This window comes from Sphingomonas degradans, assembly GCF_053502645.1.
Map to the genome: position 1 here is coordinate 2,537,687 of NZ_CP177172.1, position 18,130 is coordinate 2,555,816.

General features: G+C 65.9%; 8 protein-coding genes. 4 read left to right on the forward strand and 4 right to left on the reverse strand.

All coding sequences use genetic code 11. The annotated features are described in order from the left end of the window. Positions 1–65: 65 nt before the first annotated feature. Both ACG3SL_RS11505 and ACG3SL_RS11510 read left to right on the forward strand, forming a co-directional pair. On the forward strand, positions 66–848 hold the full coding sequence (locus ACG3SL_RS11505) for a hypothetical protein (RefSeq protein WP_448661259.1): 783 nt from the start codon (positions 66–68) through the stop codon (positions 846–848). A gap of 54 nt (positions 849–902) precedes the next feature. Next, the gene (locus ACG3SL_RS11510; protein ID WP_448661261.1) at positions 903–2,525 is read left to right on the forward strand and encodes an FAD-dependent protein; all 1,623 of its coding nucleotides are present in this window, start codon (positions 903–905) and stop codon (positions 2,523–2,525) included. A gap of 12 nt (positions 2,526–2,537) precedes the next feature. On the opposite strand, the gene ACG3SL_RS11515 is transcribed toward ACG3SL_RS11510, so the two are convergent. The 4 genes from ACG3SL_RS11515 to ACG3SL_RS11530 all read right to left on the reverse strand — a co-directional run bounded on the left by ACG3SL_RS11515 (position 2,538) and on the right by ACG3SL_RS11530 (position 9,087). Further along, positions 2,538–3,077 (reverse strand): hypothetical protein, encoded by a 540-nt coding sequence (locus tag ACG3SL_RS11515; RefSeq protein WP_448661262.1) that lies wholly within the window; start codon positions 3,075–3,077, stop codon positions 2,538–2,540. A gap of 170 nt (positions 3,078–3,247) precedes the next feature. After that, entirely contained in the window at positions 3,248–5,182 is a 1,935-nt protein-coding gene (locus tag ACG3SL_RS11520; protein WP_448661263.1) for a CocE/NonD family hydrolase, read from the reverse strand. A gap of 167 nt (positions 5,183–5,349) precedes the next feature. Continuing rightward, entirely contained in the window at positions 5,350–6,621 is a 1,272-nt protein-coding gene (locus ACG3SL_RS11525) for a hypothetical protein (RefSeq protein ID WP_448661265.1), read from the reverse strand. A gap of 198 nt (positions 6,622–6,819) precedes the next feature. Further along, a complete protein-coding gene (locus ACG3SL_RS11530; RefSeq protein ID WP_448661266.1) occupies positions 6,820–9,087 on the reverse strand; it encodes a TonB-dependent receptor in 2,268 nt (755 codons plus the stop codon). Between the two features lie 358 nt (positions 9,088–9,445). Between ACG3SL_RS11530 and rpoB the strand changes: the two genes are divergently transcribed. Then, positions 9,446–13,627: a DNA-directed RNA polymerase subunit beta gene (gene rpoB, locus ACG3SL_RS11535; RefSeq protein WP_448661268.1), complete on the forward strand. Its 4,182-nt coding sequence runs from the start codon at positions 9,446–9,448 to the stop codon at positions 13,625–13,627. A gap of 136 nt (positions 13,628–13,763) precedes the next feature. Further along, positions 13,764–18,056: a DNA-directed RNA polymerase subunit beta' gene (gene rpoC, locus ACG3SL_RS11540; protein ID WP_448661270.1), complete on the forward strand. Its 4,293-nt coding sequence runs from the start codon at positions 13,764–13,766 to the stop codon at positions 18,054–18,056. Positions 18,057–18,130: the final 74 nt, after the last annotated feature.

Here is an 18,130-nt window from a genome sequence, read left to right on the forward strand (position 1 = left end):
CGCCATGCCCGGTTGTTTGCGCGATCGGCACCCGTTCCGGCCGCCAGCCCGCTATAATGAAAGCGATGTCGATCCTGTCGCTCGCCCCGTTGCTGGTGCCTGCCGCGCTGCGCCCCAAGGCGCCCGCGCGCCCGGCGACGTCCACCCCCACGCCTGCCACCACGCCGCGCGAACAGGCCGCAGAGCGCAAGCTCGCCCAGGCCCAGAGCGCGGTGGCGACGCTGGAGGCGAGCAAGACCGACCAGGCCGAAAGCGCCAAGGCCACCGCGCGCGAAAAGGTGCGCCAGCTCAAGGAACGGCTAAAGGCGCTCCAGATGCTCGCGGCTTTCGATCCCAAGGCCGCAGCCCGCGCCGCCGCCGCGATCGCGCGCGAACTGGGCGCGGCGGTGAAGCAATATCAGGATGCCGGCGGATCGGCCGGCGATCTCGGCGCGACCACCGATGCCGCCGCCCCCGAAGCCGCCGCCGATGCGGGCACCGAGGCGCAGGCGAGCGATACCACCGATGCGGCAACGCCCGATCCCGCCGACGCCGCGAAGGAGCCCGCCGATCCGGCGGACGCCAAGGACTCCGACCTCGAACGCTATCGCGAGCGCGTCGCCGTGGCCCAGAGCAGCGCCCGCCAGGCCGATGGCAAGGCCGACGCCGAATTCGCCCGCGACGCGCGTGACGCCGCCGCCCAGATCAAGGCGCTGATCCGCCGCGCCAAGGACGATCGCGACCCCGACGACAAGGACGTCCGCGACGCCGAACACGCGCTGGCCAAAGTCGAAGACCAGCTCAACGCCCCACCCGACGCCACGCTGGCGGGCGCGGCGCCGGGAATCCTCGCCTCGATCTCCGCATAAGCCCGGACGCGCCGGGAATTGGCGCCTGCGCGCGAAACGGCTAGGGGGAGCCGCATGTTGCGTCTCTCTGGCCTGTCCCTGCCCCTCGATCATCCTGCCGAGGCGATGCCCCGCGCCATTTGCGAGCGGCTGGGTATCGCGCCCGACGAACTCGTCCGCTTCGACGTGGTGAAGCGCGGCAACGACGCGCGGCGGCGCAGCGCGATCCTGCTGGTCTATACGCTCGACATCGCGCTGACCGACGAGGCGGCGGTGCTGGCGCGCTTTGCCGGGGACAAGGATGTACGCCCCACCCCCAACACCGCCTATCGCTTCGTCGGCCATGCGCCGGAGGGGTGGCAGGGCCTGCGCCCGGTCGTGATCGGCGCGGGGCCGTGCGGGCTGTTCGCGGGGCTGATCCTCGCGCAGATGGGCCTGCGCCCGATCATCCTCGACCGCGGCAAGATCGTGCGCGAGCGGACCAAGGACACCTGGGGCCTGTGGCGCCGCGCCGAGCTGAACCCCGATTCCAACGTCCAGTTCGGCGAGGGCGGCGCCGGCACCTTTTCCGACGGCAAGCTCTATTGCCGGGTCAAGGATCCGCGCTTCCTGGGCCGCAAGGTCCTGGAGGAGTTCGTCAAGGCGGGCGCCCCCAACGACATTCTGTGGGAGGCGCACCCGCATATCGGCACCTTCCGCCTCGTCACGATGGTGGAGAGCATGCGCCGCACGATCGAGGGGCTGGGCGGCGAATATCGCTGGCAGACCCGCGTCGACGATCTGGAGCTGGAACGCACCGGCGACGGGCACCAGCGGCTGCGCGGACTGCATCTGCAAGACGGCAGCTTCCTGGAGGCCGATCACGTCGTGATGGCGGTGGGCCACAGCGCCCGCCCGACCTTCGAGATGCTGCACCGGCGCGGCGTGTTCCTGGAGGCCAAGCCCTTTTCGATCGGCGTGCGGATCGAACATCCGCAAAGCTGGGTCGATCAGGCGCGCTACGGCAATTGCGCGGGCCATCCCGATCTGGGCGCCGCCGCCTATAGCCTGGCACATCACTGCGCAAACGGGCGCACCGTGTACAGCTTCTGCATGTGCCCCGGCGGGCGCGTGGTGGCGGCGGCTTCGGAGGAAGGCCGCGTCGTCACCAACGGCATGAGCCAGTATTCGCGCGCCGAGTTCAACGCCAATTCCGGGCTGGTCGTCGGCATCGACCCCGCCCGCGACTATCCCGAAGGGCCGCTGGCGGGCATCGAATTGCAGCGCAAATGGGAAAGCGCCGCGTTCGTCGCGGGCGGATCGAACTATTGGGCGCCGGGGCAGAAAGTCGGCGACTTCCTGGCGGGCCGCGCATCGACCGCGCTCGGCGAAGTCGTCCCCAGCTACAAGCCCGGCGTGACGATGACCGACCTGTCAGCGTGCCTCCCTGCCTTCGCGATCGAGGCGATGCGCGAGGCGCTGCCGGTGTTCGGGCGCCAGATCGCGCGGTACGACCATCCCGATGTGGTGATGACCGGCGTGGAGACGCGCACGTCGTCACCCGTGCGGATCACGCGGGGGGCCGATTTCCAGAGCCTGAATGTCGAACGGCTGTACCCGGCGGGTGAAGGGGCCGGCTATGCTGGCGGCATCCTGTCCGCCGCGATCGACGGGATCAAGGTGGCCGAAGCCGTGGGGAAGAGCATCCTGGCGGGATAGCGCAGGGGCACTTCAGAATTTCGAGTTCTTCGCCGCTTCTTCGCGTTCGTGGTCCTCGCGCGCCATGCGTTCGGCGATGCGCGCGCGGATCGCGTCGAGCGACATGTCCTGTCCGGGCTCTGAAACTTCTTCGCCCTCCGCACCCTCCGGCGCTGCTTCGCCGGGGCCCAGGATCGAGAGGACTTCGATCAGCGGCGGCGCCTTTCGCGATTCCTTGAGCGCGTCCGTCGGGGGCACCGCCTCATCCTCGGCCAGCCGTTCGGACCACAGGCGATGATTGGCGACCGCCTCGGCATGCGCCAGCGCGGCTTCCTCCACTCCGGCGGCGCGGGTGCGGCGCAGCGCGCGGCGCAGTTGCATATACTCGCGCGCGGCATAGCCGGCGGAACCCAGGCCAACGACCAGCGTGATCAGGATATACCATTTGGCATCGGCGCGCGGATGATAGCGCACCAGCGCGAACATCGCGACGCCCAGCAGCACCATCACCACGAAGTAGGCGCTGAATTCCAGCGTCGCGAGCAGCGGGCGGCGGATCTGTGGCGGGATCATCCGCGCGCGCTCCTGCGTCCGGTCCTCGGCGCTGGGTCAGGGGCGCAAACAGAAACGGATCGGGCAACCATGACCTAATTATAGCGCGACAGCCGCCTCCGCGCTTTGAGGGAGCGCAAATCGCTGCCGCGATGCGGGAGAGTGCGCCACCGCCCCCTCCCGCCCGCACCTCACTTCGCGCTGGCGGCCGATTGGTCCAGCGGCACCACCGGCAACAGCACCGCGCTCGACTGCGCGCCGCCATAGACGATCGACACGGTCGCTTTCTGATAGTCTTCCGGCTTGGCGAAGAAGATGTTCTCCACATATTTCTGCGGATTACGATCATAGACCGGGAACTGGGTGGACTGGATCTGCACCATGATCCGGTGCCCCGGCTGGAACACATGGTTCACGGTCGGCAGGCGGAACTTGTATTCCTGCACCTTGTTCGCCGGGATCGGCGACGGCTTCTCGAACGAATTGCGATAGCGCCCACGGAAGATGTCCATCGCGATGGGCAGCTGGAACCCGCCCATTTCCTTGTCCGACGCGATCTCGTCCGGATACACGTCGATCACCTTGACGATGAAATCGCCGTCGGTGCCCGTAGTCTTGGCGAAGATGTCGGCCAGCGGCGCGCCCGAGACGCGCACCGGCGCCTTCAGCACTTCGGTCGAATAGGTCAGCACGTCCGGCCGCCCGTCGACGAAGCGCTGGTCGGTGACCAGATAGGTGCCCCAGCGACCATCGCTGAAGTTGATCGGGCGCGGCAGATGCGGGACGGGCTTGTTGGGGTCGGAGACATAGCTATCCTGCCCTGCCCCCGGCTTGGCAAAGCCCGCCCCCTCGCCCGTCGTCAGGTACAGTGGCGTCAGCGCATCGGCGGTAGCCAGCGGCCACTTGTTCAGGAACTCCCAGCGGTTCTCGCCGGTGTTGTAGATGCTCGCCTTGGCCGGCGTGAACGCGGGCGCGCCGTCCTTCAGATAGGCGTTGAAGAACGGCAGCAGGATGTCGCGGCGCGCCTGGAGCGCCGTGTCGCCGTTGAACTTCAGCTCCCCCAGCTTCGACCCGTCATAGTTGAAGCCCGAATGGCGCCATGGGCCCATCAGCAGGAAGTTCTTGTCGGCCTGCGGCGTCTTCTGCAGCTCCTCGAAGCTGTGGATCGCGCCGTACATGTCCTCATGGTCCCACAGCCCCTGTTCCCACAGCGTGGGGACGTTCGAGGGGTTCGCCGCAAGCAGCTTGTCGAGCGCCTGCTGCTGCCACCAGCTGTCATAGGCGACATGCTGGCTCAGCCGGTTCCAGAAGGGCAGCTGGTCATAGCCGTATTTCTTGGCCCAATCGCCGGCCGATCCAACCTTGCGGAACGTCTCGTAATCGTCCCAGCCGCCATCGGGCGGGGTCGGCCCGCCGGCCTTGTAGCCGGTGATGCCCGAAATCCAGCCGATATTGGGCAGGCGGAACGCGCCGTGGTGGAACCAGTCGTCGCCCATCCACCCGTCGATCATCGGGCTTTCCGGCGCCGCGACCTTGAGCGCGGGATGCGGATTGAGCAGCGCCATGACGACCGTGAAGCCTTCATAGGACGAACCGAGCATCCCCACCTTGCCGTTGCTCTCGGGCGTGTTCTTCACCAGCCAGTCGATCGTGTCCCAGGCATCGGTGGTGTGGTCCACCTTGGTCGGGTTGAGCGGGCCGACCGGCGGGCGCGTCACGACATATTCGCCCTCGGACCCGTTCTTGCCGCGCACGTCCTGGAACACGCGGATATAGCCGGCCTTGACGAACACCTCGTCGCCTTCGGGCAGCATCGACAGCATCTGCGGGCTGGTCATGCGGCGCGTGCGGCCGGCGGCGTTATAGGGCGTGCGCGTGAGCAGGATCGGCGCGTTCTTCGCGCCCTTGGGGATCATCAGCACGGTGAACAGCTTGGTCCCGTCGCGCATCGGAATCATCACTTCGCGGCGGATATAGTCGTTGCGATCCTCGGGGATCACGAACTTTTCAGGGATGTCGTTGAACCCCGGCGTGCGCGCGGCGGGCGCCTGCTGCGCATCGGCCATGGTCGCGGTTGCAAGCGCGGTGACGGCGAGCCCGAGAAGGGCAAAGGATTTGTAGTGCATAAGTCTCCCGATCCGAATGCGCATGTGATAGTATCACATTGGGCCGCTGGGAAGCGGCCATGCGCATGTCCTATCGCGTGCGACGGGACGTGGCGAGAGCGCGATGCACGCACGCGAGAACGGGCCCGCCCCGGCAGGGACGGACCCGTTCAGTCGTTCGGCCCGGATCAGGCGTGCTCGGGCTCGCCCACCAGTTCTGCCTCGACCGCATCCACCATGTGCGGGCGGGTGGCGCCGATCGGGCCGATGCCGTCATTGCTGGGGCGACCGATGCGGAACGCAGCGGCGGTGCGCCCTTCCGACCCGTCGGGCAGCGTGTAGCGGGCCTCGGCCACCACGACCGGGTTGAACGTGCGGCCCAGTTCGCCCTTGGGCACCGCAAGCTGCGCATCGACGCGGGTGCCGTCACCCGGCGCGATCGTGACGGGGGGCACGGTGCCGGCGGCGTGCGGCTCGATCAGCAGCGATTCCATTGCGCTGGGCTCGGCATCGGCCAGCAGGAAAGTAGAAATCCGCACGTCGCGCGCCGGGGTGTCGCCGGCATTGCCGACGGTCAGCTCGACATCGACCAGCGCCTCGTCCTCGCTCGTGCCGGCGCGCACCGGACGCATCGCCAGTTCGATCCAGGGGCGGTTGGCGACCGGCGCGGCGACGTCGGCGACTGTCGCCAGATCCTCGGCATCGGGCTCGGCGAGCGCGATGTCACTGTGCGCAGCGGGCTCGACAGGACGCTCGGCGATGGCCGCCGTGGGGGCTGCGACGAACGGCGCATATTGCGGCTCGGCGCGCGGCTCCAGCTCGGGCGCGACGACGGGGAGCACAGCCGGCATCGGCCGCTCCGCCTCGGGCTCGGCGCGGTAATCGGCATAGTCCTCTTCGACCGGACGACGACGGCGGAGCAGCAGGAATGCGCCGATCGCAGCGAGTGCGACGACCAGCCCGCCGATGATCCAAGCCAGGCTGTTGTTGCTCGATTGGGTAGTGGTCTGCTCGGTAGAGGACGTGGCGATCGGTGCCTGGGCCGCCGGGGCGGGCTCGGCGACGGGCGCGGTGGGTGCAGTCGCCGGCGGCTCTGCGGTCGCAGGCTGTGCCGGGGCTGCTTCAGGAGCCGGGGCGGCGGCCGGAGCGGAAGCGCGGGCTTCGCGCGCGGCCGGCCGGGCGGCGGTTCGCGTCGGCGTGCGCGCAGGCGCGGCTCGGGCCGCTTCAGCCTCTGCAACAGGCTCGGGCGGCAGCGGCTGCACCACCGGCGAGGCCGGCTGCATCCGGATCACCGGCGCGGCGATCGGCGGCGGCGCCGGGGCGGGCGCGACCAAGATCGGCGGCGGCGTGACCGATTGCTGGGCCGCCGGAGCGTCCTGCGCCACGGCGGGGGTTGCGACGAGCGCGGCACCGATCAACAGCGCGGCGCGGGGGCTTAGCGGGGTGCGTATCTGCTTCATGACGAAGGTTCAACGAAGGGAACCCGATTCCGGGCGCCGCACTTGCGCCGACCCGTTGCGCCCGCGCGGCGATGCGAGCGATTAATCGTCCATTCAGGCACACTACTTGCTGAGCTATTGCAAATAACATGCTGATAACAAAGCGGCCCGCCACCGAAGTGACGGGCCGCATGGTTTTGCGCCGGAAAGCGCCGTGGATCAGAAACGACCCGTCAGCTGCACGCCGTAGAAGCGCGGTTCCGCCGGGATATAGGTCGGGTTGCCAAAGCCGCCGCCGGTGTTGCCCGCGTCGAGCAGATAGTCCTCGTTGGTCAGGTTGCGCCCGAACACCGCGATTTCATAACGGTTGTCGGCAAAGCTGACGCCCGCCTTGGCATTGACCAGCGTGACGCCCGCCTGCGAGATCGCTTCCTTGTTCGGGATCTCGAAATAGATCTTGCTGCGATACGTCACGCTCGGCGTGGCGAACAGGCGGATGCCGTCGCCGATCGGCGCGTCGATGGTGAAGCCGCCGGCCGCCTGGACTTCGGGCTGGAGGCGGAACTTGTTGCCGGCATAGATGCCGTTCGACGCCTTCTTGTCGATGCCGCCCTTGATATAGCCGACATTGCCGAACACGCTGAACCACTTGACCGGACGCACCAGCAATTCGGCCTCGACGCCCAGATTGCCCGCGCTGCCGGCGCTTTCGGTGATCGTCTGGCCGGTGCCCGTGGTGCGCGACACCTGGAAATTGTCGTAGCGCTGGTAATAGACGCCCAGCGAGCCCGAGGCGATGCCCAGCACGCCCTTGATGCCACCTTCATAGTTCCAGACGGTTTCCTCAGGGATCAGCGAGGTGGTCGTCGCGTTCTGGTTGACCGTCGGCGAGCGACGCCCCTTCGAGATGGTGGCGTACAGGTTCACCGCGTCGCTCAGGCGGTACAGCGCATTGAAGCGCGGCAGGAATGCCTGGAAGCTGTCTTCGGACCAGCGCGTGCCGTTGGTGGTCGCCTGTCCCGGGATCAGCGGCGCGCCGCTCAGCACCGATTTGGGCGCGACCGAGACATAGCCCGACTGGCGCTTTTCGATCAGCGCGCGCACGCCCGCCGTCAGTTCCAGCTTCGGCACCGGGATCCAGGTGACTTCGCCGAACATCGAATAGCTGTCGTTGATCCCCTTGTTGGTGAAGATCGAGCGATACGGGATCGCCGTCGCCTTGCCGCCGGTCAGCAGCGCCGTCGCCTGCGACGCAGTCACCGTGCCGTTGGCCGATACACAGCCCAGCCCCTTGATGACATTCGCCGCGCACTGGAGATAGGTCCCCTCCTCGGTCGAGAACGGCACTTCCTGGCGGCCGTTTTCGTGGAAGATGTTCCACCCGAAGCTGGCGCGGAAATGGTCATCGCTATAGGCGAAGCGCGATTCATGGCTCAGCTGCGAGCCATAGGCGCCTTCCGCGAATTCCAGATACCAGGCGGCGGAACCGTCGGCATCGAACACTTCCAGCGAGTCGAACGCGCGATAGCCGTTGACCGTGGTGAAGTTCCAGCCATCGGCGAAGTCGTAGCTTGCGGTCAGGTTCACGTCATAGACGTTGCGGTCCAGCCCCAGCTTATCCTTGCCCAGCGCGGTCGCCGACAGCGGCGAGCCCGACAGATTGGCCTTGCCGAACGGATTGGCCGGGCCGGCAGAGGTCGGATACAGCTTCGAGATGAACGGCGTGCCGCTGTTGCGCTGGCGATCATAGGTGCCGATCAGGTCCACCGTGATCGCGTCGCTGGGGGTGTAGCGCAGCGAGGCGCGGACGCCGAGCTGGTTCTGGGCGTACAGGTCGTCCTGCGTGGTCGACAGGTTGTCGACATAGCCGTCGCGCTTCTTGTACTCGAACGCCACCCGGCCCGCGATCACATCGTTGCCCAGGTTCAGGTGGCCGCCCAGCAGGCGCTGGTTGTAATTGCCGATCCCGCCGGTCAGTTCGCCCGAGAAGCCCTCACGCGGGCGGGCGGAAATGATGCTGATCGCGCCCACCGCCGATGCGGTGCCGAACAGCGTCGCCTGCGGCCCCTTGATGACTTCGATGCGATCGACGTCATAAATCGCCTGATACGACCCGCGCGAGCGCGAGATGTCGATGCCGTTGTAATAGAGCGTGACGCGCGCCGCCTGCTGCGACGAACCGCTGTCCGACGTGATGCCGCGGATGACGATGCCGGGGTTGTTGGCGCTCTGTTCCTGGATGTTCAGGCCAGGGATATAGTTGGACAGCTCGTCCAGGTCGGACACGCCCAGCTGTTCCATGCGCTGGCCCGACACCGCCGAAATGGTGATCGGCACGTCGGATGCGCGCTGCTCGACCTTCTGCGCGGTGACGACGATGTCGTTGCTGTCGACCACTCCCTGCGACGGCGCGGTCTGCGCAGCGGCAGCGGTGGCGCAAACGGACGTAAGCAGTGCGACCAGCACGAGATTGTTTTTGGTTTTCACGAAAGTGCTCCCTGGGTGTTCCCGCAGGCCCCTGACGCGCAATTGTGAAACCATTGCTGCACCGCAACGACAGAAATGCTACGATTGCATAAACTGCACGAGTGTTGCCCGATTGTCGCGTTCGCCCAGCGGGTTTGACACTTTCCTACATCCGCCCTATATCCGCGCCTCCACCACAGCCTCCGGGAAATGATGCGCCGTCGCGCAGTGCATCGGGCGAATTGGGCGCTGTGGCTCTGACAGGACGCTGAAAGCTGCCGAAACCCTCGGGTGTCGTGCGGCCTTTTCGCGTCCTTTTGCACGTCCCGGCCCCGGACAAGGGGCACCGAATTTACGGCTGACGAGGCACATTACACCCATGGCTACCAAGGCAATCGAGGGAAGCGCGACATCGCGCGCAGGCTCGGGCGGGACGCTCAAGCGTCGCATCCGCAAGGTGTTCGGCGACATCCACGAAGTGGTGCAGATGCCGAACCTGATCGAGGTTCAGCGCGAATCCTATGAGCAGTTCCTGCGCAGCGATCCCTCGATCGGCTATGTGTCGGGCCTGGAAAAGACGCTGCGGTCGGTGTTCCCGATCCGCGACTTCGCCGGCACCGCCGAGCTGGACTTCGTCAACTACGAGCTGGAAAACCCCAAGTTCGACGTCGAGGAATGCCGTCAGCGCGGCATCACCTATGCGGCGCCGATGCGCGTTACCCTTCGCCTGATCGTGTTCGAGGTCGATCCCGATACGGAAGCCCGGTCGGTGCTCGATATCAAGGAGCAGGACGTGTACATGGGCGACATGCCGCTCATGACCGAGAACGGCACCTTCTTCATCAACGGCACCGAACGCGTGATCGTGTCGCAGATGCACCGTTCGCCGGGCGTGCTGTTCGACCATGACCGTGGCAAGACCCACGCTTCGGGCAAGTACCTGTTCGCCGCGCGCGTGATCCCGTATCGCGGCTCGTGGCTGGACTTCGAGTTCGACGCCAAGGACATCGTCAACGTCCGTATCGACCGTAAGCGCAAGCTGCCGGTGACGACGCTGCTGTACGCCCTGGGCCTGAACAGCGAAGACATCCTCAACTATTTCTACAACCGCGTGACCTATGTCCGCGGCCCGAACGGCTGGCAGATCCCCTTCCAGGCGGAAAACTGGCGCGGCCAGAAGCCGATGTTCGACATCGTCGACGCGGCATCGGGCGAAGTCGTGTTCCCCGCCGGGCAGAAGATCAGCCCGCGCGCCGCGAACAAGGCGGCCAAGGACGGCCTCGCCACGCTGCTGATCCCGACCGAGGAAATCTACGGCCGCTACAGCGCGTTCGATCTCATCAACGAGTCGACCGGCGAGATCTATATCGAAGCCGGTGACGAAGTTTCGGGCGAGAATCTCGAGCGGCTGGACCAGGCGGGCATCGACCGTCTCGAACTGCTCGACATCGATCACATCGCCACGGGTCCGTGGATCCGCAACACGCTCAAGGTCGACAAGGCCGAAGAGCGCGAGCAGGCGCTGTCCGACATCTATCGCGTGATGCGCCCTGGCGAGCCGCCGACGCTGGAGACGGCGGAATCGCTGTTCGCCGGCCTGTTCTTCGATCCCGAGCGCTACGACCTGTCGGCCGTGGGTCGCGTGAAGCTCAACATGCGCCTCGACCTCGACGTCGAGGACACGGTGACCACGCTGCGCACCGAGGACATTCTCGAAGTCGTCAAGACGCTCGTGAACCTCAAGGACGGCAAGGGCGAAGTCGACGACATCGACAACCTCGGCAACCGTCGCGTCCGTTCGGTGGGCGAGCTGCTCGAGAACCAGTACCGCGTCGGCCTGCTCCGCATGGAGCGCGCCGTGAAGGAGCGCATGTCGTCGGTCGACGTGTCCACGGTCATGCCGAACGACCTCATCAACGCCAAGCCGGCGGTTGCCGCGGTGCGCGAATTCTTCGGCTCGTCGCAGCTGTCGCAGTTCATGGATCAGACCAACCCGCTGTCCGAAGTGACGCACAAGCGTCGCGTTTCGGCCCTCGGGCCGGGCGGTCTGACGCGTGAGCGCGCAGGCTTCGAAGTCCGCGACGTTCACCCGACCCATTATGGCCGCATCTGCCCGATCGAAACGCCGGAAGGCCCGAACATCGGTCTGATCAACTCGCTGGCGTCGTTCAGCCGCGTCAACAAGTATGGCTTCATCGAGACGCCGTACCGCAAGATCGTGGACGGCAAGGTCACCGACGACGTCGTCTATCTGTCGGCGATGGAAGAGGCCAAGCACACGATCGCGCAGGCATCGGCCGAGCTGGATAGCGAAAACCGCTTCACCGAGGATCTCGTGTCCTCGCGTCAGGCCGGCGAATTCCTGATGGCGCTGCCCGAGCAGATCACGCTGATGGACGTCAGCCCCAAGCAGCTGGTTTCGGTCGCCGCATCGCTCATTCCGTTCCTGGAAAACGATGACGCCAACCGCGCACTGATGGGCTCGAACATGCAGCGTCAGGCCGTGCCGCTGGTGAAGGCGGAAGCGCCTTTCGTCGGCACCGGCATGGAAGAAACCGTGGCGCGTGACTCGGGTGCAGCAATCGCCGCACGCCGTGCGGGCATCGTCGACCAGGTCGACGCGACTCGTATCGTCATCCGCGCATCGGGCGATGTGGAAGCGACCGCCAGCGGCGTCGACATCTACACGCTGATGAAGTTCCAGCGCTCGAACCAGTCGACCTGCATCAACCAGCGTCCGCTGGTGAAGGTGGGCGAAGTCGTGAACGCCGGCGACATCATCGCCGACGGCCCCTCGACCGAGTTCGGCGAGCTGGCGCTGGGCCGCAACGCGCTCGTCGCGTTCATGCCCTGGAACGGCTACAACTACGAGGACTCGATCCTGATCTCCGAGCGGATCGTGAAGGACGACGTGTTCACGTCGATCCATATCGACGAGTTCGAAGTGATGGCCCGCGATACGAAGCTCGGGCCCGAGGATATCACGCGCGACATCCCGAACGTCGGCGAGGAAGCACTGCGCAACCTCGACGAAGCGGGCATCGTGTACATCGGCGCCGAAGTGGAGCCGGGCGACATCCTGGTGGGCAAGATCACCCCCAAGGGCGAATCGCCGATGACGCCGGAAGAGAAGCTGCTGCGCGCGATCTTCGGTGAAAAGGCGTCCGACGTGCGCGACACGTCGCTGCGCCTGCCGCCGGGCGTTGCCGGTACGATCGTGGACGTGCGCGTCTTCAATCGCCACGGCATCGACAAGGACGAGCGCGCGATGGCGATCGAGCGCGAAGAGATCGAGCGCCTGAAGAAGGACTCGGACGACGAGCGCAACATCCTCAACCGCGCGACCTGGTCGCGTCTGCGCGAGATGCTGCTGGATCAGGTCGCCACTGCGGCGCCCAAGGGCATCCGCAAGGGCTCGACGATCGACGCCGAGCTGCTCGACAGCGTGGATCGTCACGAATGGTGGAAGTTCGCCGTTCAGGACGACGCGATGCAGTCGAACCTCGAAGCGGTGAAGGGCCAGTATGACGAGGCCGTGAAGCGCATCAAGGAGAAGTTCGAGGATCGCCGCGAGAAGCTGGAGCGTGGCGACGAGCTGCCGCCGGGCGTGCTCAAGATGGTCAAGGTCTTCGTCGCGGTGAAGCGCAAGCTGCAGCCGGGCGACAAGATGGCCGGCCGTCACGGCAACAAGGGCGTCATCTCGCGCATCCTGCCGGCGGAGGACATGCCGTTCCTCGCCGATGGGACGCCCGTGGACCTCGTGCTCAACCCGCTGGGCGTGCCTTCGCGCATGAACGTCGGGCAGATCTTCGAAACGCACCTCGGCTGGGCTGCCCGCAACCTGGGCATGCAGGTGTCGTCGATGCTGGAGGATTGGCGCGAAGCGAACCCGGACGCACAGCCCGGCGCGATGCCCGATGCGGTCAAGGATCGCCTCAAGGAGATCTACGGCGGTCACTATATCGACGAGATCGAAGCACGCGATGCGGGCCAGATCATCGAGCTGGCGAACAACACCCGCACGGGCATTCCAATGGGCACCCCGGTGTTCGACGGCGCACGCGAAGCGGACGTGTCCGACATGCTGACGCTGGCGGGCCTCGATACGTCGGGCCAGTCGACGCTGTATGACGGTCGCACCGGCGACGCGTTCGATCGCAAGGTCACCGTGGGCATCATCTACATGCTCAAGCTGCACCACCTTGTGGACGACAAGATCCACGCGCGTTCGATCGGGCCGTACAGCCTCGTCACCCAGCAGCCGCTGGGCGGTAAGGCGCAGTTCGGCGGCCAGCGCTTCGGAGAAATGGAAGTGTGGGCGCTGCAGGCCTATGGCGCGGCGTACACGCTCCAGGAAATGCTGACGGTGAAGTCGGACGACGTGGTCGGCCGCACCAAGGTCTACGAGGCGATCGTCAAGGGCGACGATACGTTCGAGGCCGGCATCCCGGAGAGCTTCAACGTTCTCGTCAAGGAAATGCGCTCGCTGGGCCTGAACGTCGAGTTGAAGCAGGACGAACCCGGCTACGACACCGACGGCGTCCAGATCGCGGCGGAGTAAGGCGCTCTACTCCCCCTCCCGCTTGCGGGAGGGGGTCGGGGGGTGGGCACCCGCCCTCCACAAGCGACACGGCCCGCGGATGGCGGGCGCCCACCCCTAACCCCTCCCGCACGCGGGAGGGGGATGGAGTTGAAAAATGAACGAACTGACCAATTTCGCGAACCCGGTCGCCAAGCCGGAAACCTTCGACCAGATCCAGATCGGCATCGCGTCCCCGGACCGTATCCGCTCGTGGTCGTTCGGCGAGATCAAGAAGCCCGAGACCATCAACTATCGCACGTTCAAGCCCGAGCGTGACGGCCTGTTCTGCGCGCGCATCTTCGGTCCGATCAAGGATTACGAGTGCCTGTGCGGCAAGTACAAGCGCATGAAGTACAAGGGCATCGTCTGCGAAAAGTGCGGCGTGGAAGTGACCGTGTCGAAGGTCCGCCGCGAGCGCATGGGCCATATCGAACTGGCCGCCCCGGTTGCGCACATCTGGTTCCTCAAGTCGCTGCCGTCGCGCATCGGCCTGCTGCTCGACATGCAGCTCAAGCAGCTCGAGCGCGTGCTGTACTTCGAGAGCTATATCGTGATCGAGCCGGGCCTGACCCCGCTTGAGAAGTACCAGCTGCTGACCGAGGACGAGCTGCTCGACGCGCAGGACGAGTATGGCGAAGACGCCTTCTCGGCCGGCATCGGCGCGGAAGCCGTCAAGCAGATGCTGATGGACCTCGACCTCGAAGGCGAACGCCGCGACCTGCTCGAAGAGCTGGCCGTGACCAAGTCCGAGCTGAAGCCCAAGAAGATCATCAAGCGCCTGAAGGTCGTCGAATCGTTCATCGATTCGGGCAACAAGCCCGAGTGGATGATCCTGGACGTCGTTCCGGTCATCCCGCCCGAGCTGCGCCCGCTGGTGCCGCTCGACGGCGGCCGCTTCGCGACGTCGGACTTGAACGATCTGTACCGCCGCGTGATCAACCGTAACAACCGCCTCAAGCGCCTGATGGAACTGCGCGCGCCGGACATCATCGTCCGCAACGAAAAGCGCATGTTGCAGGAAGCCGTCGACGCGCTGTTCGACAATGGCCGCCGCGGCCGCACCATCACGGGCGCCAACAAGCGTCCGCTCAAGTCGCTGTCCGACATGCTCAAGGGCAAGCAGGGCCGCTTCCGTCAGAACCTGCTCGGCAAGCGCGTCGATTATTCGGGCCGTTCGGTCATCGTGACCGGCCCGGAGCTCAAGCTGCACCAGTGCGGCCTGCCGAAGAAGATGGCGCTCGAGCTGTTCAAGCCGTTCATCTACGCCCGTCTCGACGCCAAGGGTCTGTCCATGACCCTGAAGCAGGCGAAGAAGTGGGTCGAGAAGGAGCGCAAGGAAGTCTGGGACATCCTGGACGAAGTGATCCGCGAGCACCCGGTGATGCTGAACCGCGCACCGACGCTCCACCGTCTGGGCATCCAGGCGTTCGAGCCGGTGCTGATCGAAGGCAAGGCGATCCAGCTTCACCCGCTGGTCTGCTCGGCGTTCAACGCCGACTTCGACGGCGACCAGATGGCCGTGCACGTCCCCCTGAGCCTCGAGGCCCAGCTGGAAGCGCGCGTCCTGATGATGTCGACCAACAACATCCTGTCCCCCGCCAACGGCAAGCCGATCATCGTGCCGTCGCAGGACATGGTCCTCGGTCTCTATTATCTGTCGATGATGAAGGAGAACGAGCCGGGCCAGGGGATGCTGCTCGGCGACATGGCCGAAGTGCACCAGGCGCTCCACGCCGGTGCCGTGACGCTGCACAGCAAGATCATCAGCCGCGTTCCGCAGACCGATGAGGCAGGCAACACCTACCTCAAGCGGTATGAGACGACGCCGGGCCGCATGCTGCTGGGCGAATGCCTGCCGCACAGCCACAAGGTGCCGTTCGACACCGTCAATCGCCTGCTCACCAAGAAGGACGTGGGCGACGTGATCGACGAGGTCTATCGTCACACCGGCCAGAAGGAGACCGTGCTGTTCGCCGACGCGATCATGGCGCTGGGCTTCCGTCACGCGTTCCGCGCCGGCATCTCGTTCGGCAAGGACGACATGATCATCCCGGACGCCAAGGTCGCGATGGTCGACGAGACCAAGGCGCTCGTGAAGGATTACGAGCAGCAGTATCAGGACGGCCTGATCACGCAGCAGGAGAAGTACAACAAGGTGATCGACGCCTGGAGCCGTTGCGGCGACCAGGTGGCGGGCGCCATGATGGACGAGATCAAGGCGGTAAAATATTACCAGGACGGCCCCAACAAGGGCCGCGAGATGCCGATCAACTCGATCTACATGATGGCCCATTCGGGCGCGCGTGGTTCGCAGGCACAGATCAAGCAGCTCGCCGGTATGCGCGGCCTGATGGCCAAGCCTTCGGGCGAGATCATCGAAACGCCGATCATCTCGAACTTCAAGGAAGGCCTGACCGTCCTTGAGTACTTCAACTCCACCCACGGCGCGCGTAAGGGCCTGGCGGATACGGCGCTCAAGACGGCGAACTCGGGGTACCTGACCCGCCGTCTGGTCGACGTGTCGCAGGACTGCGTCATCATGGAGCTGGATTGCGGCACCGAACGCGCGCTGGAAATGCGGGCGATCGTGCAGGGCGGTTCGACCATCGCGTCGCTGGGCGAGCGCATCCTGGGCCGCACCACGGCCGAGGATGTGGTCGATCCCAAGACCAACGCGATCGTCATCCCCACGGGTACGCTGCTCGACGAGCCGATGGTCGCCACGATCGAAGGCATGGGCATCCAGGGGATGAAGATCCGCTCGCCGCTGGTCTGCGAAGCCAAGATCGGCGTGTGCGGCAAATGCTATGGTCGTGACCTCGCACGCGGTACGCCGGTGAACATCGGCGAAGCGGTGGGCGTCATCGCGGCACAGTCGATCGGTGAGCCGGGCACGCAGCTGACGATGCGTACCTTCCACATCGGCGGCGCGGCACAGCTCAACGAGCAGTCGAACCTGGAAGCGACCTCGGACGGCACGATCGAATATCGTGACCTGCGCATCATCATCGACCAGCGTGGTCGGCGCGTGGTGCTCAGCCGTTCGGGCGAACTGGCGATCGTCGACATGGACGGCCGCGAACTGGCGGTGCACCGCATCCCGTACGGCGCCTATGTGCTGTTCGACGACGGGCACATCGTCAGCCAGGGCGACCGGATGGCCGAATGGGATCCGTTCACCATGCCGGTGATCACGGAAAACCCGGGCATGGTGAAGTATGTCGAGGTGATCGACGGCAAGACGATGAGCGAGCAGGTCGACGAAGCGACCGGCATCGCCCAGCGTGTGATCGTGGAAAACCGCGGCGCTTCGGCCAAGAAGGAGGATCTGCGTCCGCGCCTGACCCTGCTCGACGAAGCCTCGGGCGAAACCGGCCGCTACATGCTGGCGCCGGGTGCGGTGCTCTCGGTCGAGGACGGCGCACAGGTCCAGGCCGGTGACGTTCTGGCCCGTGTGAGCCGCGAGTCCGCCAAGACCCGCGACATCACCGGCGGTCTGCCGCGCGTCGCCGAGCTGTTCGAAGCCCGCAAGCCCAAGGAAAACGCGATCATCGCGAAGGTCTCGGGCCGCGTCGTGTTCGGCAAGGACTACAAGGCCAAGCGCAAGATCGGCATCATGCCGGACGATGGCGGCGAGGTCGTGGAGTATCTGGTTCCGAAGTCGAAGGTGATCGACGTCCAGGAAGGCGACTACGTCAAGCGTGGCGACAACCTGATCGGCGGCTCGCCCGATCCGCACGACATTCTGGAAGTGCTCGGCATCGAGCCGCTGGCAGAATATCTCGTGTCGGAAATCCAGGAAGTCTATCGACTCCAGGGCGTGAAGATCAACGACAAGCACATCGAGGTGATCGTTCGCCAGATGCTGCAAAAGGTCGAGATCACCGACGGCGGCGACACCACCCTGCTCGCGGGCGAACAGCTCGACCGCGACGAGATGGACGAGCAGAACGCCAAGCTCCAGCCCGGCCAGGCCCCCGCAGTGGGCAAGCCGATCCTGCTCGGCATCACCAAGGCGTCGCTGCAGACCCGCAGCTTCATCTCGGCGGCGTCGTTCCAGGAGACCACCCGCGTCCTCACCGAGGCGGCGGTCCAGGGCAAGCAGGACACGCTGATGGGCCTGAAGGAGAACGTGATCGTGGGCCGTCTCATCCCCGCCGGCACCGGCGCGGGCATGAACCGTCTGCGGGTTGCCGCTTCCTCGCGCGACGCAGCCCTGCGGGTTGCCCAGCGCCGGGTCGATGCAGCCTCGCTGATCGCGCCGAATTCGGCAGCGGAGGAGCACAAGGCAGAGCTGGCGCGCAGCGCCCGCGACGCCGGCGGCACCGGCGACGACGCGCTGGCAGCAGTGGTTCCCTCGGGCCACGGCACCGATGCCGACGCGGGCGATTACCTGAACCAGGAGTAACCCTCCCCGGTTCAGCCGCACCCGCGCTGAAAACAGGAAAGCCGCCGCCCGGAAACCCGGACGGCGGCTTTTCC